The sequence below is a fragment of the Schaalia odontolytica genome (assembly GCF_002847525.1).
Taxonomy (GTDB): Bacteria; Actinomycetota; Actinomycetes; order Actinomycetales; family Actinomycetaceae; genus Pauljensenia; species Pauljensenia odontolytica_B.
Genome location: NZ_PKKM01000010.1, coordinates 78382 through 102219, shown reverse-complemented (window position 1 = coordinate 102219; position 23838 = coordinate 78382). Strand labels below are relative to the sequence as shown.

At 68.2% G+C, this 23838-nt stretch carries 18 protein-coding genes; 13 read left to right on the top strand and 5 right to left on the bottom strand.

Translation table 11 applies throughout. The annotated features are described in order from the left end of the window. The first annotated feature begins 251 nt into the window (after positions 1-251). From CYJ22_RS07895 to CYJ22_RS07865, 7 genes are all read left to right on the top strand, one after another. The gene (locus tag CYJ22_RS07895) at positions 252-1178 is read left to right on the top strand and encodes an ABC transporter permease (RefSeq protein ID WP_009054567.1); all 927 of its coding nucleotides are present in this window, start codon (positions 252-254) and stop codon (positions 1176-1178) included. Further along, entirely contained in the window at positions 1171-2139 is a 969-nt protein-coding gene (locus CYJ22_RS07890) for an ABC transporter permease (protein WP_009054569.1), read from the top strand. The genes CYJ22_RS07895 and CYJ22_RS07890 overlap by 8 nt, the downstream gene beginning before the upstream one ends. After that, on the top strand, positions 2136-4049 hold the full coding sequence (locus CYJ22_RS07885; protein WP_101602224.1) for a dipeptide ABC transporter ATP-binding protein: 1914 nt from the start codon (positions 2136-2138) through the stop codon (positions 4047-4049). Before CYJ22_RS07890 ends, CYJ22_RS07885 begins: the two co-directional genes overlap by 4 nt. 799 nt (positions 4050-4848) lie before the next feature. Next, on the top strand, positions 4849-5571 hold the full coding sequence (locus tag CYJ22_RS07880; protein ID WP_007589661.1) for an ABC transporter ATP-binding protein: 723 nt from the start codon (positions 4849-4851) through the stop codon (positions 5569-5571). Between the two features lie 92 nt (positions 5572-5663). Beyond that, on the top strand, positions 5664-6452 hold the full coding sequence (locus tag CYJ22_RS07875; protein WP_034496935.1) for an ABC transporter permease: 789 nt from the start codon (positions 5664-5666) through the stop codon (positions 6450-6452). Between the two features lie 9 nt (positions 6453-6461). Continuing rightward, positions 6462-7565: a sensor histidine kinase gene (locus tag CYJ22_RS07870; RefSeq protein WP_101602223.1), complete on the top strand. Its 1104-nt coding sequence runs from the start codon at positions 6462-6464 to the stop codon at positions 7563-7565. 74 nt (positions 7566-7639) lie between these two features. Further along, complete coding sequence (locus CYJ22_RS07865; RefSeq protein ID WP_034496932.1) at positions 7640-8281, top strand: response regulator transcription factor; 642 nt, start codon at positions 7640-7642, stop codon at positions 8279-8281. A gap of 4 nt (positions 8282-8285) precedes the next feature. Here the strand turns inward: CYJ22_RS07865 and CYJ22_RS07860 are convergent, their stop codons facing one another. The 4 genes from CYJ22_RS07860 to CYJ22_RS07845 form a co-directional block, all read right to left on the bottom strand. After that, positions 8286-9134: a VanZ family protein gene (locus tag CYJ22_RS07860; protein WP_101602222.1), complete on the bottom strand. Its 849-nt coding sequence runs from the start codon at positions 9132-9134 to the stop codon at positions 8286-8288. 175 nt (positions 9135-9309) lie between these two features. Beyond that, positions 9310-10047 carry an HNH endonuclease family protein gene (locus CYJ22_RS07855; protein ID WP_007589668.1) on the bottom strand — a complete coding sequence of 246 codons (738 nt, stop codon included), beginning with the start codon at positions 10045-10047 and terminating at the stop codon, positions 9310-9312. Between the two features lie 118 nt (positions 10048-10165). Further along, positions 10166-11665: an amino acid permease gene (locus tag CYJ22_RS07850; RefSeq protein WP_081493514.1), complete on the bottom strand. Its 1500-nt coding sequence runs from the start codon at positions 11663-11665 to the stop codon at positions 10166-10168. A gap of 9 nt (positions 11666-11674) precedes the next feature. Continuing rightward, positions 11675-12373 carry a trimeric intracellular cation channel family protein gene (locus tag CYJ22_RS07845; protein ID WP_034496929.1) on the bottom strand — a complete coding sequence of 233 codons (699 nt, stop codon included), beginning with the start codon at positions 12371-12373 and terminating at the stop codon, positions 11675-11677. Positions 12374-12489: 116 nt separating this feature from the next. Here CYJ22_RS07845 and CYJ22_RS07840 point away from each other — a divergent pair, with 116 nt between their 5' ends. Further along, entirely contained in the window at positions 12490-13569 is a 1080-nt protein-coding gene (locus CYJ22_RS07840) for a PfkB family carbohydrate kinase (protein WP_101602221.1), read from the top strand. Positions 13570-14597: 1028 nt separating this feature from the next. On the opposite strand, the gene CYJ22_RS07835 is transcribed toward CYJ22_RS07840, so the two are convergent. Further along, positions 14598-15440 (bottom strand): alpha/beta hydrolase, encoded by an 843-nt coding sequence (locus tag CYJ22_RS07835; protein WP_007587879.1) that lies wholly within the window; start codon positions 15438-15440, stop codon positions 14598-14600. Between the two features lie 249 nt (positions 15441-15689). Here CYJ22_RS07835 and CYJ22_RS07830 point away from each other — a divergent pair, with 249 nt between their 5' ends. The 5 genes from CYJ22_RS07830 to CYJ22_RS07810 all read left to right on the top strand — a co-directional run bounded on the left by CYJ22_RS07830 (position 15690) and on the right by CYJ22_RS07810 (position 23826). Further along, positions 15690-15986, top strand: a complete 297-nt coding sequence (locus CYJ22_RS07830; RefSeq protein ID WP_101602220.1) for a protoporphyrinogen oxidase — start codon at positions 15690-15692, stop codon at positions 15984-15986. Between the two features lie 20 nt (positions 15987-16006). Then, positions 16007-17134, top strand: a complete 1128-nt coding sequence (locus CYJ22_RS07825) for a VIT1/CCC1 transporter family protein (RefSeq protein WP_007587880.1) — start codon at positions 16007-16009, stop codon at positions 17132-17134. 116 nt (positions 17135-17250) lie between these two features. Next, entirely contained in the window at positions 17251-18219 is a 969-nt protein-coding gene (locus CYJ22_RS07820; RefSeq protein WP_007587878.1) for an ADP-ribosylglycohydrolase family protein, read from the top strand. A gap of 253 nt (positions 18220-18472) precedes the next feature. Beyond that, complete coding sequence (locus CYJ22_RS07815) at positions 18473-23323, top strand: DUF3418 domain-containing protein (RefSeq protein WP_101602219.1); 4851 nt, start codon at positions 18473-18475, stop codon at positions 23321-23323. After that, positions 23320-23826: a SprT-like domain-containing protein gene (locus CYJ22_RS07810; protein WP_101602218.1), complete on the top strand. Its 507-nt coding sequence runs from the start codon at positions 23320-23322 to the stop codon at positions 23824-23826. Before CYJ22_RS07815 ends, CYJ22_RS07810 begins: the two co-directional genes overlap by 4 nt. Positions 23827-23838 lie beyond the last annotated feature (12 nt).

Here is a 23838-nt window from a genome sequence, read left to right as displayed (position 1 = left end):
TCGCACATCTCTTTTTGACAGCGCCACACACATCAACGCAGATCAGCGACGCACTGCGCACCCGCATTGACGCGGAACACACTTTCATCTCAAAACAGCACCGCGGGTTTGATACGGCAGACAAATTCAGAGACCGATGCGCCATTTGCCCATTCTTTACCCTATGATGGGACCATAGTCGGCCTCGCCCGCGAGGCACCGCCAGGGATCGGAACCTCCCCTCCCACGACACGAACACTAAAGGATTGTCCATGCTCCGCTACATCGGACGGCGACTCCTCCAGACCATCCCGGTCTTCTTCGGAGCCACCTTTCTGATCTTCGCGATGGTCTACCTGATGCCAGGTGACCCCGTCGCCGCACTCGGTGGCGACCGCGGCCTCTCCGAGGCCGCCGCCGCGCAGATCCGCGCCCAGTACAACCTGGACAAGCCCTTCTGGATGCAGTACCTGCTGTACCTCAAGGGAGTCTTCACACTCGACTTCGGCACCGCGTTCAACGGCCAGAAGGTTACGTCCATCATGGCGACCGCCTTCCCGACGACCGCGAAGCTCGCCATCTACGCCCTCGCCATCGAGACCATCCTGGGCATCAGCCTGGGCGTCATCGCGGGCATGCGCCGCGGCAAGTGGTTTGACTCCACCATCCTCGTGGTCTCCCTCCTGCTGATCTCGGTCCCCACCTTCGTGCTCGGCTTCGTCCTCCAGTACGTCCTGGGTGTCCAGCTCGCGATCCTGCCGACCACGGCCTCGGCCTCCGTCGACATTAAGAGCCTCACCATGCCAGCCATGGTGCTCGGCGGTGTCTCCCTGGCCTACGTCATCCGACTGACCCGCCAGTCCGTCTCCGAGAACGTCTCTGCGGACTACGTGCGCACCGCGCGCGCCAAGGGCCTCTCCGGCGGCGTCGTCATGACGCGCCACATCCTGCGCAACTCCCTCATCCCCGTCGCCACGTTCATCGGCGGCGACCTCGGCGCCCTCATGGGCGGCGCGATCATCACCGAGGGCATCTTCAACATCCACGGCGTCGGCGGCACCCTGTGGAACGCCATCATCAAGGGCGAACCCCAGACCGTCGTGTCGGTGACAACAGTGCTCGTGCTGGTCTACATCATCGCGAACCTAATCGTCGACCTCCTGTACGCCGTGCTCGACCCGAGGATCCGCTATGAGTGACCAGATTCCTTCCGCCAACATCACCCGCACCCGCGCGGGCCAGGACCACTACGTCTCCGACATCGACGAAACCGGCCTCGGCGCCGTCGACGCGGTCGCCGACGAGGGTGCCCCCTCGTCCATGTGGGGCGAGGCCTGGAAGCGCCTGCGCCGCCGCCCGACCTTCTGGATCGCCGCGTTCATTATCACGCTCGCCGCGCTCCTCGCGCTCTTCCCGTCACTCTTCACCGCGACCGACCCGAAGTTCTGCGAGCTCTCCTCGTCGCTGGCTGGCCCCTCCGCCGGACACCCCTTCGGCTTCGACAAGCAGGGCTGCGACATCTACGCCCGCGTCGTCTACGGCGCCCGCGCATCCGTGTCCGTCGGCATCCTCACGACCATCGCGGTCGTGCTAATCGGCGGCACCGTCGGCGCACTCGCCGGCTACTTCGGCGGCTGGTTCGACGCCCTCCTCTCGCGCGTCACCGACGTATTCTTCGCGATCCCGCTGCTCCTCGCCGCGATCGTGTTCATGCAGATGTTCAAGGGCTCGCGCTCCATCATGATGGTCGTCATCGTCCTGTCCATGTTCGGCTGGACCTCCATCGCGCGCATCACCCGCGGTTCGGTCCTGTCCGCCAAGAACGAAGAGTTCGTAACCGCGGCCCGCGCGACCGGCGCTTCCCGCGCGCGCATCCTGCTGAGCCACATCATCCCGAACTCGATGGCCCCGATCATCGTGTACGCGACCGTCGCGCTGGGCACCTTCATCGTGTCCGAGGCCTCCCTGTCCTTCATGGGCATCGGCCTGCCGACGTCGGTCGTCTCCTGGGGTGCTGACATCTCGTCCGCTCAGACGTCCCTGCGCACCAACCCGATGGTCCTGTTCTACCCGGGCGCGGCCCTGGCCCTGACCGTCCTCAGCTTCATCATGATGGGCGACGCCGTGCGCGAAGCCCTCGACCCGAAGGCACGCAAGTGAGCGAAACGAACACCCCCCAGCTCTCCGAGAAGGAGATGGAAGAGATCGTCGAACGAGCCGTCGCCCCCAGCGCGGCCCCGGCCTCGTCCGACATCCACCCGGACGACGCGCAGCCCCTGCTCAAGATCACGGACCTGGAGGTAACCTTTACCTCCTCGACCGGCGTCGTCCCCGCCGTGCGCGGCGCGAACCTGACGATCTACCCCGGCCAGACCGTCGCCATCGTCGGCGAGTCCGGCTCCGGTAAGTCCACGACCGCCGCCGCCGTCATCGGCCTGCTGCCCGGCACCGGCAAGGTCGCGGGCGGAAAGATCGAGTTCGACGGCCGCGACATCACCCACCTGACCAACAAGCAGTGGGTGGAGCTGCGCGGATCCGGCATCGGCCTCGTCCCCCAGGACCCGATGAGTAACCTCAACCCCGTGCTCCGCGTGGGCAAGCAGGTCAAGGAGGCCCTCCTCGCGAACAACGTCGTGCCCCGCTCCGAGGCCGGCCAGCGCGTCACCGCCCTCCTCGAGGAAGCCGGCCTGCCCGACGCGGAACGCCGCGCCAAGCAGTACCCGCACGAGTTCTCCGGCGGCATGCGCCAGCGCGCGCTTATCGCCATCGGCATGGCCGCGCACCCCAAGCTGCTGATCGCCGACGAGCCGACCTCCGCCCTGGACGTGACCGTCCAGCGCCGCATCCTCGACCACCTCGGCAAGCTCACCTCCGAGATGGGCACCGCCGTGCTGTTCATTACGCACGACCTCGGCCTGGCCGCCGAGCGCGCCGAGCAGCTCGTCGTCATGCACCGCGGCCGCATCGTCGAGTCCGGCCCCGCCCTGGAGATCCTCCAGCACCCCCAGCACCCCTACACGAAGCGCCTCGTGTCCGCCGCGCCCTCCCTGGCCTCGGCGCGCATCGAGTCCGCCCACAAGCAGGGCATCAAGGTCACCGACGAGGAGCTCGTCGGCGCCGGCAAGGGTTCGACCTCCACGGACGCCATCATCCGCGTCGAAAACCTCACCAAGGAATTCGACATCCGCGGCGCCAAGAAGGGCCAGGACACCTTCCTGGCCGTCGACGACGTGTCCTTCGAGCTGCGTCGCGGCACGACCCTCGCGGTCGTCGGTGAGTCCGGCTCCGGCAAGTCCACCGCCGCGAACATGGTGCTCCAGCTCCTCAAGCCCACCAAGGGCAAGGTCTACTTTGACGGTGAGGACACCTCGCAGATGAGCGAGGCGGAGCTCTTCCGCCTGCGTCGCCGCCTCCAGGCCGTGTTCCAGAACCCCTACGGTTCGCTGGATCCCATGTTCTCGATCTACCGACTGATCGAGGAACCCCTGAAGATCCACGGCTACGGCACCCTGGAGTACGCGCGCGCCGAAATCAAGCGCGCCGAGGCCACGGGCCGCGAGCCCGAGGAGTGGATGCGCGTCCTCGTCGAGGCCGCCGACGCGAAGCGTTCGCTGACGGCCGCCGAGAAGCGTGAGTTCAACCCGAAGAAGCTGCGCATCGCGCGCGCTTCCGAGCTGCTCGACATGGTGGCCCTGCCGCGTAGCGCCATGCGCCGCTACCCGAACGAGCTCTCCGGCGGCCAGCGCCAGCGCGTGGCCGTGGCCCGCGCCCTCGCGCTCAACCCGGAGGTCATCGTCCTGGACGAGGCCGTGTCCGCCCTCGACGTGCTGGTGCAGAACCAGATCCTGTACCTGCTCAACGACCTGCAGGCGCAGCTGGGCCTGTCCTACCTGTTCATCACGCACGACTTGGCCGTTGTCCGCCAGATCGCCGACGACGTGATCGTTATGGAGAAGGGCAAGCTCGTCGAGGCCAACTCGACGGACGAGCTGTTCAACAACCCGGTCCAGGACTACACGCGCGAGCTGATCGAGGCCGTCCCCGGCCGCAACATCCAGCTCAACCTGTGAGCCACTGACACACGTGAGGGGCCCGAGGCGCTGCGGCGCTTCGGGCCCCTCGCTGTTTGCTGTGTCTATGTTCCGGGTCTTGCTTGTGGCCCCGCTGGTGTTCCGGCGGCGCTTCGGGCCCACGGGTGTTTCGGGCGCCGGAGGGCCCGGCTGTGGGGCCGGGCTGCTTTGTGTGCCCGTGGGCGGCGGCCCGCCCGCGAGCCGTCCGCGCCGCGAGCTTCGCTCGGCGCGTCGCCTCGAAGCCCGGCCAGGCCCCACCACCGCCCACGGGCACCGCAGCCAGGCCCTCCGCGCCCTCCGGCGCCCTCCAGACCGGTGGCCAGTGGGGGTTTTGCAGCATTAGAAGCTGGCTGGCTGTGTATCTCCGGCGTGTCGCAGCTCTAATGATGCAATTCCCCCCCGATTGGCGGCGGCGCGGGCGTGGTTTTCGTTGGTGTGGGCGTGGTTTGCGGTGGTGTGGCCACCAAAGTGCAGACCCATTGGGTGAAAAACGGTGAAGAAAGCCTGTTGTGGCTGAATGAGTCTACGTTTTGGCGGATCCGGCCTCTGGCATGGTGTGGTATTCGCACGCGAGCAACACCACCGCCCCTCCTAAGCAATGTCGCACGTAATTCCCCGAGGACTGCTTCACAGTTTGAATTACTATCATTGGAATTGCAACGTTTGCAGGCTATCTCAAAAAGTGACCGCATTAAATTACGTGCGACTTTTGGAAGAGGCCACCCCTGACATTTGTCATGGCACCACCTGCATCAAAGGACACTTCCGGCCCCACCTAAACGGGCGCAGACTGGGAGCCATGAACGCAGAAGCAACGCCCGCCCTCCAGGCGACGAACATTCACCAGTCTTTCGGCCACGTCGACGCGCTGCGCGGCGTGAACCTGACCCTCATGCCCGGCGAGATCGTGGCACTCCTCGGCGTCAACGGCGCGGGCAAGAGCACCTTCCTGGACATCGTCCTCGGCCTGGCCACCCCCACGCAGGGCGACATCAGCGTCTACGGCATGAGCCCGCGCGAGGCCGTGCGCCGCTCCCTCGTGAGCGCAATGCTCCAGACCGGATCGATGCCGCGCGACGGGAAGGTACGCAACACGATCGACCTGGTCGCCGCAATGCACGCCAACCCGATCCCCACCGACGAGCTCCTGGAGCGCACGAACCTCACCAAGCTCGCCAAGCGCCCCCTCGACAAACTCTCCGGCGGCGAGCGCCAGCGCGTGCGCCTCGCCCTCGCACTGGCCGGCAACCCCGACTTCCTGATCCTCGACGAGCCGACCGCCGGCATGGACGCTCTCGCCCGCCGCGCCTTCTGGGAGACGATGCGCGCCGAGGCCGCGGAGGGCCGCACGCTCCTCTTCGCCACGCACTACCTGACCGAGGCCCGCAAGGACGCCGACCGCATCGTCATCATCGACGCCGGGAAGGTCCTCCTGGACGCTCCCACCGAGCAGGTCGTCGCCGACAACGAGGACCTCGAAGACGTCTTCGAGCGCATCACCTCCCACGCCGACGCCGAGTGAGCGCGACGAACGCCCGCCCCGATGAGCCGGCCCCAGCCTCGTCCCGAGGCCCCCGCCCCACGAACGCAGACACGACACACGAAGAAGGCATCATGACCACCCAGGCACCCGCACGAACCACCGACCGACCGATCCCCTCCCCCTTCACCGGAGCGGGCAAGCTGTGGCGCGCGACGTTCCTGTCCCACATCCTCAACCCGTGGAACATGGCGTTTGCCCTGCTGCTCCCCATGTTCATGTACGCGATGTTCGGCATGACCGATGTTGCGCGCGCGACCCAGACCGGGCGCGGGAACCTGGCAGCAGCGATGATCGCGATGATGACCACGTACGGCGTCATCCTGGTCGGAGGCTCCCTCGGTGCGACGCTGTCCGTCGAGCGCACGACCGGCATCTCGCGCATGTACGCGCTGACCCCCATCCAGCCGTGGGTGATTCTCCTCGTGCGTCTCACGGCCCTCGTGGCGCTGAGCGCGTTTATCACGCTCATCACCTTCAGCTTTGGCCTGGCCACGGGCGCGCAGATGACCCCGGGCGCGTGGGCGGCCAGCGCCGCGGTGGTCGTCGCCCTCTCGGCCCTGGGTGCGCTCATCGGCCTGGCCTGCGGATACACGATCAAGGGCGAGAACGCCTACAGCGCCTCCGCATTCGTCATGCTGATGGGCGCATTCGTGTCCGGCATGTTCATCCCGCTGGACCAGCTGCCGCCCTTCGTCGCACAGATCGCGCCCTTCACGCCCCTCTACGGCGCCGTCCAGGCGATCTACGCGGTCGCCGGAACCGTGACGATGCCGACCGCCGCGTGGCTCAACATCGCCGGGTGGGCGGTCATCACGGCCGGCATCGCCTGGTGGGGCGCATCCCACGACACGGGTCGATAGGCTGTTGCCATGAAGGAGCGCTTGATCTCCCTGGCGTGGGCGGCCCCGTGGATGCTGTTCATGGGGTTTCCCCTGGCCTACGCCCTGGAGTTGACGGATACGGCCCAGCGCGCGAGCATCATCGGGCTGTGCGCCCTCCTCGCGGCCGCTAACTCGGCGGCATGGCTGACCAATCCTCTGCCCGCGCGCAACTCCTTCACGAGGCCGTTCATCCTCTCCCACGCGGCGCTGGCCGCGGTGACGGTCATCTACCTCGTCTACGCGGCCTCCGTCGGTTTCCCTTACGCGTTCATGCTGACGTCGTATCTGCTGGTCGCGTGGATCTTTCAGGCGCCAAGCAGATACATTGTCGCGGGCGTCGTACCGATCGTCGCCATCGCCAGCGTAGCCGCCTATGCCGAGGGAGAGCCGGTATGGATGATCTGGTACCTGGCCCTCCTCATCGGCTTCGTCGGGTTGGCTCGCTGGGGCATGGAGCGCTCGGCCCGTGAACGCCTGCGCCGCCAGGACGCGATCCAGCGCGCGAAGGCCGCCGAACGGGCGCGTCTGAGTACGGACCTGCACGATATCCTCGGGCACTCGCTGACGGGGATCACGATGGTCTCGGAGCTGGCGGGTCGTCTCCTGGAGGCGGGGCGTGTGGAGGAGGCGCGCGAGCAGCTGCGCTCGGTCACGGCTCAGTCGAACGAGGCCTTGGCTGACGTCCGCCGCATCGTGGCGGCCACGCGGGCCCTGTCCCCCGTCGAGGAGCTTGAGGAGGCCCGCGCCCTCCTGGAGGTCGCGCGCATCGACGCGGACATTGCCAGCGAGGGCGAGCCGCCGTCGGGTCCTCGTTCGGCCGCGGCCGCACACGTGATCCGAGAGGGCACCACGAACGCGATCCTGCACGCGCACCCCTCGTGGGTTCGTATTCGCCTGCGCCCTGACGGGGTGACGGTCACGAACGACGGATACACGGCCGCTTACGCCGCGTCGAGCGCGGGGTCGGGGGCGGGCCTCGCGGGCCTGTCCGAGCTGGTCGGCGACGAGGGCACACTCACGTGGGGCGCGTCGGGTTCCACGTGGACGCTCTCGTTGGCCTTCGATTCCGAACCCAACGCCCACTCGTCCTGAGGGGTGAGCACACCCGAGAGATGATCCTGCGACCTGCGCTAGCCTAGTACCCCAAGCGCAGACAGGAGGGTGACGTGCCGATTCGGGTACTCGTGGCCGATGACCAGGCGATGATTCGCGGTGCCCTGGCGGGGCTGCTGGACCTGGAGCGCGACATCGAGGTTGTCGCGCAGGCCGCCGATGGCGCGCAGGCCCTCGAGGAGCTGGCGCGCCTGGCATCAGCGGACGCGCCGGCCCGCGCAAGCGCCCCCGTCGACGTTGCCATCATCGACGTCGAGATGCCTCACATGGACGGCATCACGGCCACGCAGGCGATCCGCGCGCGTTTTCCCGGCGTGCGCGTGCTGATCGTGACGACGTTCGGACGTCCGGGATACCTGCAGCGCGCCCTCGACGCGGGCGCTACGGGCTTCATGGTGAAGGACGCGCCGGTCGAAACCTTGGCGGACGGTGTGCGCACCGTGGCCGCGGGGGGCCGTGCCATTGACCAATCCCTGGCCTTGGAGGCTCTATCGACTGGATCTTCGCCCCTGACGGACCGCGAGGCCGATGTTTTGCGCGAGGTCGAGGGAGGCGGGACCATCGCGGACATTGCCCACTCGCTGGGGCTCAGCCAGGGAACGGTGCGCAACCACGTGTCCTCGGCGATGCTGAAGATGGACGCACGCACGCGCGCCGAGGCAGCGTCCCTGGCTCGCGCGGCCGGCTGGCTGTAGCCAGCTACGCGCCCATGAAGCGCGAGTTGCGCGCCATGAAGGGCAGCAGGCGCACACCCGCGTAGGTGCCCAGCGTGTTCATGATGACGTCATCGATGTCGACGACGCGGTAGGTGCAGGGAACGACACCGAACAGGCCCGTGTACTGGGTCAGCTCGATGAGGCAGGAGACGACGCAGCCGATCGCCACCCACGCCAGGACGCGGCGGTGCGGGATCGAACGGGCCAGGCGAGACCCGTCAGCGGGCGCACCCTCGGGCGCGCGGCGCATGCGCCGGATGCGCCACGTGGTCTCCGCGAGCGCTCCGAGCGGCACGAACAGCGCGATGTTGAGCAGGATCGATAGCGCGTACAGGGTGCCGCGCAGGCTCTCCCCGTCGCGGAACTGGTCAGCGACGGCCACGAAGGACCCGAAAGGCACGTAGTTGTCCCAGTGGATGATCGCAGCGCACGCGGCTACCGGGTCGGAGGGCAGGGGCAGGAGGGTGAAGATTAGCAGGCCCGCGAGGTACAGGATCCAGACGAGAGGCAGCGCGCGCGGGAGCCTCCACATTGTCGAGGCGGGGGCCGCGACCACGGGAATCTCTGCCGTCATCGGGGTGTCCGGGTTCTCCTCGCGAGGCAGGAGCGCACCCGTCTGTTTCGAGCGACGATAGATGAGCGGCAGGGCATCGGAGACCGTTAAGTGCGAACCACTCGAACCAGACGACGAAGACGTATCGGGTGTCGATGCCGGAGAAACGAAGGCGGCACGGTCTGAGCGGCGTCCGAGAAACCACCACAGCGCGCACGTGATCACGCAGACGGCGGCGTAAAGCCCCAGATCAAGCGCCCAGTTGACTGCCGTGTACATGTCACCCCTCTCCTTGAGGGGAACATTACCGGCGTTATCGGGCAATGTTGCGGACGTGCGCTCAGTTCCACACGCGATGGACACAATGTGAGAAAAGGCCTGGGAATCCGCTGGAAATTGTTGGTCAGAATTGCGCGCGGTGACGATTCAGCGCACGGGGAAGGCCCGCGCCCACTCACCCGGCACAGGCTGACAGCTGCTCGGCGAGCACGTCCTGTTCTGCACGGGTCACACTCAGCCCATACGCGTTTTTGACGGCGATCTGACGTTTCACATAGTCACAGTGGAACGCGGTATTGGGCGGCAGCCACTGGTCCGCGGACGAGGCCGACTTGTCCTCATTCGCCGCTCCATCCACCGCGAGCAGGTTTTCCGGGTCGTTAGCGAACTCCTGGCGGCGCTGCGCGTCCCACTGCCAGGCGCCCGATCGCCACGCGTCCGCGAGGGCGACGACATGGTCGATCTGCACCAGGGACGAGGTCTTGTCCCCCCTCTGAAACTCGATCGTGGCACCCGTGTAGGGCTCGGCGAGGGTGCCCGACAAGACCACGCAGTCGTGCGTGCCGGGCTTGAAGGTGGGGCGCGCCAGGTCGCGGGCAAGGATGTCGTTTCGGGTGTCGCAGCCGTTATGGTCGGTGTCCGCCCACCGCTGCCCGAAGGCCTCGCGGTCGTACGCCGGCGCGGAAGGATCGTCGACCGACTCCCGAACCGTGAGCTCGCGCAGCTGCCGGGCCGCCTCGCTATCCGGCAGGGAGGACAGCGCCTGCCCGCTGCGCAGCGGCGGCCACCCCAGGCGCGAGCGCAAGCCCAGCAGATCCCACCCAACGCCGGGCGCGAACACCCACACGAGGGCAGCGACGATCACCAGCAGAACAATCGTGTCCCCGATGCTCCTGCGCCGCTTGCGCGCCATCTCCCTCTCCTTTCTCTCACAGCGCCCACGCAATGAGGGCACCCCGGCCATCCGAGGTGCCCTCATGATGCACCGACCCACCGGCATCTGCGTCCCGGCGGCAAGTGCCTGTGGATAACTAGGCTCGCTTGCGCGACAGCACCAGCTGACGCACGAAGTAAATCGCGATGATGATGAGCGTGAGAGCACCCATCGAGATCAACTGAGCCCGACCCTCGTCGCTCATGAGCATGAGGACACCAATCCCACCCAGGCCAGCCAGGACCAGCCACGGCAGCCACGGCCACCCGGGCATACGGATCACGAGCGAACCCGAGCGTTCCAAGGAGGGATGCAGGCGCATCAGCGAGATGATAATGAACGTCCACACGATGAGCAGAACCATGCCAATCGCGTTGATGAGCATCGTCAGGATCGAACCGGGCAGGTACCAGTTGCCCAGAACCGCCAGCAGCGCCAGGACCACAACGAGGCCGACTGCACGCTTCGGGGTACGCCCCGCCTCGATGTCTCCCGCAAGCTCGGCGGCCAGGACGGCCTCGTCATCCTCGAGGGCGGCCTCGACGACGGAGCGCACACGGGCCTTGTTGGACGCGGACGCACCCAGCAGCCAACGCGGACCCATATCTCGGGCTGACAGGGAGTACGCCATGCGGGAGGAAGCGTAAATGTTCGCGGAGAACGCGGAGATGAGCGCCATAAAGATAATGACGTTCATGAGCGTCCCGACTGCGGGGACACCCGCCATCTCGAGAACGGCGGCGAAGGCGTTCGTATTCATCGCCTCGCTATCCCACGGCAGCAGCGCGATCAGCAGGATGACGGAGCCGACGTAGAACACGAGGATGCGGGTGACGACCGAGCGGATGGCGCTGCTCATGGCGGCCTGGGGATCCTCGGCCTCGGCCGCGGCGATCGTCACGATCTCAAGGCCGCCGAAGGACGTGATGACGGCCAGGAGCGCGACTGCGACACCAGACAGTCCATTCGGCATGAATCCGTTGTGTCCCAGGACGTTCTGTAGGAGGCCCTCGTGCCCCGGCAGGGGGCCGACGATCGCCGTGCGCGCGACAAGATAGGCACCCACACCCAGGAAGGCAATGATCGCAACGATCTTCACCATCGACAGCCAGGCCTCAATTTCGCCGTACTGCCCTGCCGCCAGCAGGTTAATACCCCCAATAACAACGACAATAACGAGGGCAACCACCCACTGCGGAACCGCGGGGAACCAGCCGACGAAGAACGTCGCCGCGCCCGTCACTTCCAGGCCCGACACCATGATCAGCATGACCCAATACAGCCACCCGATCGTGAACCCTGCCCACCGACCGATTCCGGCCTCGGCATAGGAGGAGAAGGAACCCGTCGACGGCAGGGACGAGGCCAGCTCGGCAAGGGCCAGCATGACCGATACGACGATAATCGCGGCCAGCGCATAGGACGCGATGACGGCGGGTCCGGCCTGATGGATCGCTGAACCCGTGCCCAGGAAGAAGCCGGCGCCAATGGCGAGGCCCAGGGCCATCATGGACAGGTGCCACGTCTTGAAATGTTTACGCCCAGCGGGGGCCGACGCGGCGGGAGTTGACGAATCGGGTGTTGATTTGGGAGTCACACCGCCATACTAACGCCTGCCTCTACGCAGAGCTTTCAACTGCGAGTATGTGAGAGTGATGGTCCACTCGCGGGTCTGCGGGAGCCTCCAGCGGCGCCAGTGCGCCATTCCCGTGAAGACGAGGCCAACGATGATGGACGCGCCCATGCCCAGGACCGGCTGGCCCATGTGCCAGAAGATGACGGTGACCAGCGAGCACGCGAACGCGGGGGTTGCGTAGAGGTTGTTGCCGCCGAAGACGCGCGGGACCAGACCTGCGGAGATGTCGCGGACCATGCCACCGCCGATCGCCGTCATGATGCCCAGGAGGATCGCCGGCATGATCGCAAAGCCCGCATCGAGAGTCTTGATCGCACCGGTCGCGCTCCAACAGCCCAGCACCATGCCATCGGCAATAACGAGGAGCACCGACCACGTGCGCGAATCCATGCGGAAGGCCATCGCAATGAGGGCGCCAACAATCGCGAACCACAGGTAGTAGGGGTCCGTGATGGCGACGGGCGCTCCGGTGCGGGTCGTCAGGAGCAGGTCACGGATCATGCCGCCCGCGAGCGCCGTCATGATCGCGAGAATGCAGAAGCCGACGGCATCAAAGTTTCGCTCTCGGGCGACCTTGCCGCCGAGGATGCCATTGAGGAGAACGCCCATGAGGTCGATGGCTCGGAAGACCTCGGGCAGGGAGTTATTCAGCGCGTCGAGCAGGTGCATGGCGATCCGAAAGAGTCGATGAGTGTCGTTGTTCATATGCTACAGGTTTTGTCGGCCTGTCAGCGAGAGCCGCAAGCACACTGTCTCACGCGGCTACCGGGTGAGACAATGTCCCTATGACTGCTCTCTTCGCCGGGCTCACGACCCTGGATGTCCTGCATCGACTCGACCACGGGCCGGACCCGCTGCTCAAGGTCACGTCGACGGACTTCACGATGGCCGCAGGCGGTCCCGCGACGAACGCGGCCGTCACGTACGCGGCGCTGTGCGAGGCCTCGCGCGTTCTCAATGGTTCTGGCGACGAGGCCGGGGCCGCCTCGAGCACTCGCGCTTACTCTGAGGAAGCACCGACTCTGTTGACAGCCCTCGGCGAAGGCCCGGTGTCAGCCTTCCTGGCGGCCGACCTGGCGGCCGTGGGCGTGCGCGTCCTGGACGCGACGGCGCCTGCCGCATCCCCCGCTCCCGAGGCGGGCGAGCACCCCACCGACGCGGGCGAGCGTGAGAGCGCCCCGACCTCATCCCGTGCGTCGCGCGAGCCCGCCGTTTCCTCGATCATCGAGCACCCGCGCGGTCGCATGGTGGCTTCCACGAACGCGCGGCTCGACGCCGACCCGGAGCGTGTTGCGGCGGAGCTGCCCGAGCGCGTGGGCGCGGTCCTCATCGACGGGCACAACCCGGCGCTCGCGCATGCGGCCCTCACCCTGGGCGTGCCCGAAGTTGACGGGGAGGACCCGTTCGCCCCGCTCGAGGCGCGCCCACCCCACCCGCGGATCCTGGACGGCGGCTCGTGGAAGGACTGGCTCACTCCCCTGTTGGGCTTCGTCGACATCGCTGTCGTGTCGGAGGATTTCGCGCCGCCGCTGATGGCGCGCCCGGACGGGGCGCAGGTCGCCGAGTTCCTGCGGGGCTTCGGCATCACGCGCACGGTTCGCACGCGCGGGGATCGCTCCGTGCAGTACTGGTGGGATGGCGCGAGCGGCGAGGTTCCCATCGAAGCCGTCCCGGACGCGTCCACGCTGGGCGCAGGCGACGCCTTCCACGGGGCTTTCGCGTGGGCAATCGAGCGCGGCGGGGACGCGGACCCGGAGCGCCTCATCCGTTTTGCATCGTCCGTCGCCGCGGTGTCCGTGTCCTCTTTTGGCACGAGGCAGTGGCTGGCTTCCCCGGTTCTCGCAGAGCTGGTGCGCGGCTGGTAGGTGGCTGAGGAGGCACAACGGTAGTTCTGCCTGCCTCAGTGCGGGTCGCCCCTGGGACAACGACTGCCAAATAGGCGTCCTTCCTGGCACCGACAGGTCCATAACTTTCCCCACTCGCTACCTTGCGGGCCAACCCGGTACAAAACTCGCCCTGCAGGGCGAGCAGTATCCCGTACCAAGACACACCCTCACTGCACGGAGCGGAGTTTTCTTCCCCGATCACCCCTCCCGCACCGCGCGGTGCATAGTGGGCGTCAGTGCTGCCTCACAGAACCAAGAAGCGAAAGAAAAACCACCCCTGCACGGGGATCCGGCACCCCAGATGAAACATTTTCCACCCCTGCACGGCATGGATCGGGCCATCATGAAATTTTCATCGCCCACACACACCCAAAATGCCCAATTTCCGACCATTTTCACCGTGCTGGGGCGATATTTCTTTCACAGAGACACCCCACACAACCACACGATGCTACGCAGGGGCGATATTTCTTTCATACACCCCCTCGAAGCACCCCCGGCGCGGCGGACACCGGAGAAACCAAGCACACCTCGAGACACAGAGCCAGGCCACGGAGCCCGAAGGTCTCGGCAGGACCAGGCCCCAGAAAAGTCGCATGCAATTCGATTGGAAGAAGTTTCAACAACGTCTGAAAACGTTGCAATTCCAACAATCAAAATTCATGGTTTGAAAGAGTCGTGGGGGAATTGCATGCGAAATTGATTGTGGACCAGGCGCCGCCGGTGTGGAGGGCACCGGAGGGATTGGTGGGCCTGGCTGCGGCGCCCGTGGGCGGCGGCGGGGCCAGAGCAAGCACACGCGCCCCAAGCCCCGCCCGATTGGAGGCCGCCTCGGGGGCGGCGGCGGGGCCTGGCCGGGCTTCGAGACGACGCGCCGAGCGAAGCTCGCGGCGCGGACGGCTCGCGGGCGGGCCACCGCCCACGAGCACACCAAGCAGCCCGGCCCAAACACACAAGCGGCGCCCGGAACACCAGCGGGGCAACAAGCACCGCCGGAAATCAGGCGATCAGCGGCTCACGGGCACCCAGCGGCTCGCCCACTCGGCGGCGACATCCGTCAGCACGGGCAGGTGCGCCGAACCGGAGGCGGCGAGCGCACGATCCACGGCCTCGTCGATGACGGGCACGCCGTCGACCGGCGTGTACTCGCCCGCGATGCCTTCGGGGGCAGCGGTCATTTCGACGAGGGAGCCGTCGGGCAGCAAGTGGAAGACCTCGCGCGTGCGGTCGAGCAGACCGGTCTCCTCATCGAAGGAGTCGTGCGTGATGAGCACGGGAACGCTGAGGCCGCGCAGCGCGTCCTCGCCGGAGACCATGGACATGTCGGCGAGGGTGCGCTTGGAGATCGTGAACTGCTGGCGCACGGACTCTGAGTCGTCGGGCACGGTCGTGGCCCCGTGGTGCTCGAGATCGGAGAGCTGCACGTCGGAGAACACGAGGTTCCAGTCGTAGGACAGGGGGCCGAGGACCGGGGAGACCAGCACGTATGTCTGCAAGGCGGGCGGGCGCGAGCGCAGTGCGACGGCGGCGCCGAACTCGTGGCCGACGCAGATTTGGCGTGCGAAGCCCTGGTCGGCGAGCCAGCCGGACGCGGAGCGGAAGTCTTCGATGAGGGGGTCGAAGGTGATGATTTCGTCGCCCGAGGCGCCGTGGCCGGAGTAGTCGAAGCTGAGAGTCGCATAGCCGGCCCGACGCAGCGCACGACCGAGTGAGTCAAACATGCCCGATGCGTGACGATCCGACAAAAAGGTGTGAGAAAAGATCACCGCGGCGTCGCGGCAGTCCACGGGACGCGTGAATGTACCGGAGAGGGATACTCCCCGGGGCGTCTCAATCGTTACCTGGCTCACGCTATAAACATAGCGTGTGAGGGCCGCTCACGGAAAGAGGGGCCCACACTGTGCACGAATGTGACAAGAGGACACCTGAGACTAGAAGCATCCGTGAATAATCCCCACTCATGGTGAGGATCGTGCGGCACGGCGGGCAGCACCACTAAGATGGGACGCATACGCGCCGGTGAGAGCCGCGCCCACGGGGCTTGCGAAACACCCACCACAACGGGACGCCCCACCACTTGCAGCGAGAGAAGGACATTCATGGGAACCAAGACTGGAATCCTCATCGGAGTTGGCATCGGATACGTCCTGGGCACCCGAGCAGGCCGCGAGCGCTACGAGCAGATTCGCGCGAACGCCTCGAAGCTGCGCCGTTTCCCGATCGTGGCACGCCCCCTGGATGCGGCTGGCCAGAAGATGTCCGACATCGTGCGCGCGGGCGGCGAACAGGTCACCGATAAGGTCGCCGATGCCGTGAAGGAACGCCTCTTCGGAGCCCCCGCCTCCCAGCCGACGACGGTCGACGCGCAGACCACCTCTTCCACGACGCAGCGTTGAGCGCGCGAGGGAACGAGGCCATGAACGCGGACCCGCTGACCGACGGCCAGGAGCCCACGCGCGCGCAGCTTAAGCGCTGGCGCAAGCACCTGGCCGAGGAGCGCATGGAGGCCCGCACCTACCGCGACCTGTCCGAGCGCCGGACGGGCGAGGAGCGCGCGGTCCTCTTGCAGCTCGAGGAGGCGGAGCGCCGCCACGAGGAGTATTGGCTGGCGCGCCTGGGTGATCGAGCCCTGCCCGCCCCGAAGCCGCCGCTGCGCACGCGCGCCGCGTCGGTCCTCGCGCACCTCTTTGGCACGATTTTCATTCTGGCGATGGCCCAGCGCGCGGAGCAGCGTTCCGCCCGCGACGTGGATGACGACGTGCCCGCGCACATGCAGGCGGATGAGCACATTCACGCCGAGGTCATTCGTTCCCTGGCGGCGAAGTCCCGCGAGACCCTGGCGGGCACGTTCCGCGCGGCGGTTTTTGGCGCGAACGACGGCCTCGTGTCGAACCTGGCGCTCGTGCTGGGTGTGGCGGCGACGGGCATGGAGCCCCACGTCGTTCTCCTGACGGGCATTTCGGGCCTGCTCGCGGGCGCCCTGTCGATGGCGGCCGGCGAGTGGGTGAGCGTGCGCAGTCAGCGCGAACTGCTCGATGCCTCGATCCCCGACCCGGACGCGCATCAGGCGGTGCCGGACCTGGACGTGGACGCGAACGAGCTGGCGCTTGTGTTCCGTGCGCGCGGCGAGAGCGAGGAGGAGGCCGAGCGGCACGCGAGGCAGGTTTTCGCACGCCTCGCCAAGCCTGCGACCGGCGAGTCCGGCGCGATCGCGGTACGCGCCGCACTGGGCGGTAGCCCCGAGTCGGACGGCGCGGGGGACCAGGTGGGCACACCCATGAAGGCGGCGCTGTCCTCGTTCTGTTTCTTCGCTGTGGGCGCGTTCTTCCCTCTGATTCCCTACCTGCTGGGCATGACCGGCATGACCGCGATTGTCGTCGCGGCTGTGATCGTCGGCGTCGCCCTGCTGTTTACGGGCGGCGTGGTCGGCATCCTGTCCGGTCAGTCCCCCGCGCCCCGCGCGCTGCGCCAGCTCGTCGTGGGTTACGGCGCCGCGGGGGTGACGTACCTGCTGGGCTCACTGTTCGGCACGTCGATCGCCTGACGCCTCGTCTCCAGCGGGGACGAGGCCGGGGCTGACCCGCGCGCTCCCCTGACCTCGGGGGTTCGCGAAGCGGAGGCCGGGGCCCAGATGCGGTGTCCCTGTGTCACACTAGGGTCATGACGGATTTTCTTTCTCGGGCGCGCGGCGCTCTCATGGGCCTGGCTGTCGGCGACGCGGTGGGCACCACGAATGAGTTCAAGTGGGCGGGCACCTTCGAGCCGATCACGGACATGGTGGGCGGCGGCCCCTTCCTGTTGAAGCCCGGGCAGTGGACGGATGACACATCGATGGCGCTATGCATCGCGGACTCCCTGCTGGCGAAGGGCCGCTACGACTCCTTTGACGTGATGGAGCGCTACCAGCGCTGGTATTCGAAGGGTTATCGCTCGTCGACGGACAGGTGTTTCGATATCGGCGGCCAGGTGCGTGCCGCGCTGTTCGATTACGAGCACGAACAGCGCGTGCCGGTGACCGCCGAGCGCTCGAACAGTGCCGGTAACGGCGCGATTATGCGCCTGGCGCCCATGGTGATCGCGGGTTTCCGCTCGCGTTCCCCGCGCGAGGTGGTCACGACCGCTCGCTTGAGCGCGCGCGAGACGCATTTCTCGGTCGAGGCCGAGGCCGCCACCGAGGTCTTCGCCGCCCTGCTGGTGGGCGCCCTGCTGGGGTGGTCCCCGGAGCAGCTCATGGACGTGTCGTGGGCGTCAACGGGCGCGGCGTTCGACGACATGGCCGCAAGGGTGATCAGCCCCGATCCGCAGGTTCGTGCCTCGTGGGAGGCGGAGACAAGCGGCTACATCGTCAACGGCCTGCGCCTGGCGGTGCACGGCCTCCTAGATTTCCCGTCCTTCAAGGACGCGACCCTGGCGATTTCGAACATGGGCGGCGACTCGGACACGAACGCTGCGATCTACGGGCAGCTGGGCGGCGCTTTCTATGGGATCGAGGGTATCCCGGCCTCGTGGAGGGAGCGCGTGTACCTGGGCGAGGAGATCGACCAGCTGGCGCGTGACCTCGTGGATCTGCGCCTGGAGCCTCCCGTGACTCGCTTCGACGAGGACCTGCAGGACGAGGCCTCCGCCTGACGGCCCAGACTCGTCACACCCTCACCCACACCCACGCCCTCACCCAACAGTTACCCCCAAATGTCGCATGCAATTCCCTCGCACCTATTTCAACGTTTGAAATCAGACCGTTGAAATCATGCGGATTTAAGCCGCACTCAAAAACTGACCCAAGGGAATTGCATGCGACTTTGGGTGTGTCACGCCTTCCACTGCTGCCACGCCGCCAGGTGCCGGGCGGCCGCCTCTGGCCAGCGACTAGACTGGCTCTATCATGCCTGACTCTCGCTCCGCCACGCCCAAAGCACGCAAACCGCGCCCGCGCAACGCCGGACGCAGGCGCCCCCGCGAGCACGCGCGCCCATTCAAGCCTTTCACGCCGGAGCAACTAGCAGAGCGCGCCGCGGCAATCCCCGTCATTTCCTTCCCGGATCTGCCGGTGAGCGCCCGCCGCGATGAGATCGCCCAGGCCATCCGAGACCACCAGGTGGTCATCGTGTCGGGCGAGACCGGCTCGGGCAAGACGACGCAGCTGCCGAAGATCTGCATGCAGCTGGGCCGCGGCGTCGCCGGCATGATCGGGCACACCCAGCCGCGCAGGCTCGCGGCGCGTTCGGTCGCGGATCGCATCGCCGACGAGCTGGGCCAGACCGTGGGCCGCGAGCGCGGCCAGGTGGTCGGCTACCAGGTGCGTTTCACGGACGAGGTCGGCCCCACGACCCTCGTCAAGCTCATGACGGACGGCATCTTGCTGGCGGAGATTCAGTCGGATCCGATGCTGCGCCGCTACGACACGCTCATCATTGACGAGGCCCACGAGCGCAGCCTGAACATCGACTTCATCTTGGGCTACGTGGCGCGCCTGCTGCCCGCGCGCCCGGACCTGAAGGTCATCATCACGTCGGCGACGATCGATTCGGATCGTTTCGCGCGCCATTTCGGCACGTGGGAGGGCGCTCCCGGTTCGGGTCGCCTGATCGAGCCCGCGCCGGTCATCGAGGTGTCGGGCCGCACTTACCCGGTCGAGATCCGCTACCGTCCCCTCGGCCCGACGACGCCCTCGTCGTACACGTCCGAGGCCTCCGGCAAGCAGGCGGACGATCCCATCGAGATTATCGAGACCACCGAGGTCACCGAGTCCGGCCCGATGCAGCTGGTCTTGGAGGACCCGGACGACGAGCTGGCGACGCTGGGCTACGGCATGGGCGAGGACATCGATGTGGAGACCGCGATCTGTCACGCGGTGGACGAGCTGAGCGCGGAGGGCGACGGCGACATCCTGGTCTTCCTGCCCGGCGAGCGCGACATCCGCGACACGGAGGCGGCCCTCCTCGATCACTTGAAGGGACGAGGCCGGCGCGCGGGAGACGACAAGGGCGCGCGTCCGGGAGACATCGAGATCCTGCCGCTGTACGCGCGGCTGACGGCGGCCGAGCAGCATCGCGTGTTCGAGCCGCACCGCCTGCGCCGCGTGGTCCTGGCGACGAACGTCGCGGAGACGTCACTGACGGTGCCGGGCATCCGCTACGTCATCGACCCGGGTTTGGCGCGTATTTCCCGCTATTCCAACAAGACGAAGGTACAGCGCCTGCCGATCGAGCCGGTCAGCCAGGCGAGCGCGAACCAGCGCGCGGGCCGATGCGGACGAGTCGCGGAGGGCGTGGCAATCCGCCTGTTCTCGCAGGCCGACTACCTGTCGCGTCCGCGCTTCACGGAGCCGGAAATCCTGCGCACGTCGCTGGCCAGCGTCATCTTGCAGATGGCGTCCCTCGGCCTGGGCGCCGTCGAGGACTTCCCGTTCCTGGACGCCCCGGATCGGCGCGCGGTGCGCGACGGCGTGGCCCTCCTGGTGGAGATCGGCGCGCTCGCGCAGGATCGTGAGGGCGCGGACGCGGCCCCGGCCTCGTCCCAGTACAGGCTCACCGGCATTGGCCGGGACCTGGCGCGCCTGCCGATCGACCCGCGCCTGGGGCGCATGCTCCTGGAGGCCGAGCGCCTGGGCTGCGCCTCGGAGGTGCTCGTCATCGTGGCGGCGCTGTCGATCCAGGACGTGCGCGAGCGCCCGGCCGAGCATCAGGGCACGGCGGACGCCTCGCACGCGCGCCTGGCGGACCCGCATTCGGACTTCATCACGTACCTGAACCTGTGGCGCTACCTGGCGGTACAGGCGCGCGACCTGTCGGGCTCGGCGTTCCGGCGCATGTGCCGCGCGGAGTTTTTCCACTACCTGCGGTGGCGCGAGTGGCGCGACGTGGTCGGCCAGCTGCGCCAGATGGCCCGGGCGCTGGGGATCGCCGCGGGGCCGGTGGGCGAGCCGTCGACGGGCGACGTCGTGGAGGCCGCCCAGTTCGGCGGCGCGCAGGACGCGGCCGTTCGCGCGGTCCTGGCCTACGGGCAGGGCACGGCGAGCGTGGACGCGGACCAGGTGCACCGCTCGCTGCTGGTGGGCCTGCTGTCCTACCTGGGATCGTGGGATGAGACGAAGCGCGACTACGAGGGCGCGCGCGGCACGCACTTCACGATCTGGCCGGGTTCGGGCGTGAGCGGGCACCCCGCCTGGGTGATGACGGCGGAGCTCGTGGAGACCTCGCGCCTGTTTGCACGCACGGTGGCCCGCATTCGCCCGGAGTGGGTGGAGCCGGCGGCGCGCGGCCTGCTCAAGCGCTCGTATTCGGAGCCGTTCTGGTCGGTCGCGAAGGGCGCGGCGATGGTCCGCGAGCGGGTGACCCTCTATGGGCTGACGCTGGCGGCGGACCGCGAGGTGCTGCTGGGGCGCTTGGGGGATCTCGTCATCGACGAGGCCGTGGCCGCCTCGCGCTCTCACGCTCCGCGCGCGGGGTCGCTGGAGGCGCTGGCGGCCGGGTTGGTGTCGGCGTCGAAGGATCCCCTGTCGTCGGGGTCGTTTGAGCCGCGTCATTTCGAGGAGCTGGCGGCCGCGCGCGAGGGGACGACGGCCCGCGAGCTGGCCCGCGAGATGTTCATTCGCAACGCCCTGGTGGATAGCCAGTGGAGGGAGAGGCACGGTTTCCAGCGCCGAAACGAGGCCCTGGTGGAGCAGGCTCGCGAGGTTGAGCGCCGTAGCCGCACCCACGGCCTCGTCGCGGACGAGCAGGCGCGCTTCCGTTTCTTCGACGATTTGATCCCCGAGCACGTGACCAGCGCGGCGGCGTTCAACCGCTGGTGGAAGGACGAGCGCCGCTCTCACCCGGACTTACTGATTTACCCGGCGTCCCTGCTGATGCCGCGCGAGGCGACCTCCGGCGAGGGCTTCCCGGATCGTTGGCAGTGCGGCGACCTGTCGCTGCCCCTGAGCTACGAGTTCGCGCCGGGCAGCCCGCGTGACGGCGTGTCGATGCGCATCCCGATCGAGGTGCTCGAGCGCGTGAGCGACGCGGGCACGGACTGGCTGGTGCCGGGCATGCGCGAGGACCTGCTGACCGAGGCGATCCGCGCGCTGCCCAAGGGCGTGCGCCGCCTGCTGGCCCCCGCGCCGGACGTGGCCGCGTCGGTGGCTCGCTGGATCGAGCAGGCGGGCGACGAGCCGGTCGAGGCCGTGGTGGCGTCAGCGGCGGACAAGTCCTCCGGGAAAGCGACGAAGGCCGCCGACTCCGACGAGCCGGACCCGCTGAGCCTGGACGCCGCGATGGGCCGACTGGCCGCGTGGGGCGCGACCTCCGGCCGTCTCTCAACGCGCAATTCCCCTGCGAAGGCACCGAAGAAGGCCACGCAGAAGGAGACGCCCACACAGGCGCCGGCCACTCAGGGTCCCGAAGCGACCGCCGCGAGCGAGGCGCCCAAGCCCCGCCCCCTCACCGAGCGCCCCGTCCTGGAGGCCCTCGCCCACGCGGTGCGCGTCCTGCGCGGCGTGGACCTCAGCGAGGCGGACCTGGCGCACGCGCGCGCCCACCTGCCCGACCACCTGCGCATGACCTTCGTCGTCACCGACGCGTCGGGCAAGGAGCTGGGCGCGGGCAAGGACCTGGCCTACCTGCAGCGATCCCTCGCCAGCGACGCGAACAAGGCGGTGCGCACGGCCGTGCGCGCGGCCCTCGAGGAGGCCAGCGAGAAGCAGGCGCGCAGGAACAAGCGCGGGCGCGGGGCCTCGGAGAAGGCCGCCGCGCGCGGTGGGGAGGATTCCCCCACCCCCAAGGGCGCGCAGTCTGCCCCAAACGGGGGCGCGCACGCGCCAAAGGACGCCCAGGCCTCGGCCCCAGCGCCGGACCCGGCGTTCCACGCGGACGGCGTCACGCAGATGCCGACGCTGCCGCGCTCGATCACGCAGACCTCGGGCTCGATGACGCTGCGGGCCTTCCCCGCCCTGGTCCCCCAGGGCAGCGCCGCGGCCCCGGCTGCGGGCGTGCGCGTCATGGCCAGCGCCGCCGAGGCCGATCGCGAGCACCGCGCCGGCCTCGCCCGCCTGCTGCTCTCCCGCGTCGCCCTGGCGACGAACCGGGTGACCACGCGCTGGACGGGCCGCGAGGCCCTCATGCTCGCGGCCTCCCCCTACGCGGACACGGCGGCCCTGGTCGCGGACGCGCAGCTGGCCTCGGCCCTCGCCCTCGTGGACGAGCTGAGTACACCGGCCGACGTGCGCGACCCCGAGGCCTTCGAGACCCTCGTGGCGGCCGCGCGCGACACCCACGAGGACCGCGTCTACCAGATCCTCTCCCACGTCGTGCGTGCCCTGGAGGCCAGCGCCGAGGCCGACGCCGCCGTACGCTCGCACCCCCAGGCCTCGCTCGAAGAGACGACGCGCGACGTCGCGGCGCATGGGAAGACCCTGCTCTACGAGGGTTTCGTGTCGGCGACGCCCGCCTCCGCGCTGCCGCACCTGGCCCGCTACCTGCGCGCCGGGGCCGTGCGCATCGAGCGCGCCGCCTCGTCGCCGGGGGCACTGGCCCGCGACCTGGAGGACATGGACCGCATCCACCAGGCCGAGGCCGAGATCGCCGCCACGCGCGAGGCCCTGGAGCGTCGGCCCTACGACGCCCGCCGAGACGCCGCGCTCACCCAGGCGCGGTGGATGGCCGAGGAGCTGCGCGTGTCCATGTTCGCCCAGACCCTGGGCACGCCCAACAAGGTCTCCATGAAGCGCCTGCTCGGCGTGCTCGCGGGGGCGCGGTGAAACGGGAGGAGGCTCGATCCCTCGCGCGCTCCCTCATGGACGCGGCTGGGCTGGCCGACTGGCGTTTCCGCTTCGACCACGCCAAACGCCGTGCCGGGGCGTGCACGCACACATCGCGCACGATCAGCCTGTCCGGGCCGCTCACCGACCTGTACGACGCGGAGACGATCCGGGGCGTCGTCCTGCACGAGATCGCCCACGCCCTCGTCGGCCCTGAGCACGGGCACGACGCCGCGTGGAAGCGGGCCGCACGCGCCCTCGGCGCCCCCGATTCCGCCCGGCTGCCCTCGTCCCTGCCCTCCCCGGACGCGCCCTGGGTGGGCACGTGCCCGCGCTGCGGGGCCACACGACGCCTGTACCGGGCACCGCGCCGCGTCTCCTCGTGCGGGGTGTGCTCGCGCGCCTTCAACCCCGCGCTGATCCTCACGTGGGAGCACCGCGGGCGGGCCGCCTCACCCGGGCGCGCCTACGAGCGCGAGCTCGCCTCGATCCGCCGCCGTTAGCGTTACCGACGC

What these genes read in the sequence shown, in the direction of transcription:
- CYJ22_RS07815 (WP_101602219.1), top strand. Translation starts at nt 18,473, where the DNA reads ATGCCTGACTCTCGCTCCGCCACGCCCAAAGCACGCAAACCGCGCCCG.
- CYJ22_RS07870 (WP_101602223.1), top strand. Translation starts at nt 6,462, where the DNA reads ATGAAGGAGCGCTTGATCTCCCTGGCGTGGGCGGCCCCGTGGATGCTG.
- CYJ22_RS07845 (WP_034496929.1), bottom strand. Translation starts at nt 12,373, where the DNA reads ATGCACCTGCTCGACGCGCTGAATAACTCCCTGCCCGAGGTCTTCCGA.
- CYJ22_RS07890 (WP_009054569.1), top strand. Translation starts at nt 1,171, where the DNA reads ATGAGTGACCAGATTCCTTCCGCCAACATCACCCGCACCCGCGCGGGC.
- CYJ22_RS07875 (WP_034496935.1), top strand. Translation starts at nt 5,664, where the DNA reads ATGACCACCCAGGCACCCGCACGAACCACCGACCGACCGATCCCCTCC.
- CYJ22_RS07895 (WP_009054567.1), top strand. Translation starts at nt 252, where the DNA reads ATGCTCCGCTACATCGGACGGCGACTCCTCCAGACCATCCCGGTCTTC.
- CYJ22_RS07880 (WP_007589661.1), top strand. Translation starts at nt 4,849, where the DNA reads ATGAACGCAGAAGCAACGCCCGCCCTCCAGGCGACGAACATTCACCAG.
- CYJ22_RS07855 (WP_007589668.1), bottom strand. Translation starts at nt 10,047, where the DNA reads ATGGCGCGCAAGCGGCGCAGGAGCATCGGGGACACGATTGTTCTGCTG.
- CYJ22_RS07840 (WP_101602221.1), top strand. Translation starts at nt 12,490, where the DNA reads ATGACTGCTCTCTTCGCCGGGCTCACGACCCTGGATGTCCTGCATCGA.
- CYJ22_RS07860 (WP_101602222.1), bottom strand. Translation starts at nt 9,134, where the DNA reads ATGTACACGGCAGTCAACTGGGCGCTTGATCTGGGGCTTTACGCCGCC.
- CYJ22_RS07825 (WP_007587880.1), top strand. Translation starts at nt 16,007, where the DNA reads ATGAACGCGGACCCGCTGACCGACGGCCAGGAGCCCACGCGCGCGCAG.
- CYJ22_RS07830 (WP_101602220.1), top strand. Translation starts at nt 15,690, where the DNA reads ATGGGAACCAAGACTGGAATCCTCATCGGAGTTGGCATCGGATACGTC.
- CYJ22_RS07820 (WP_007587878.1), top strand. Translation starts at nt 17,251, where the DNA reads ATGACGGATTTTCTTTCTCGGGCGCGCGGCGCTCTCATGGGCCTGGCT.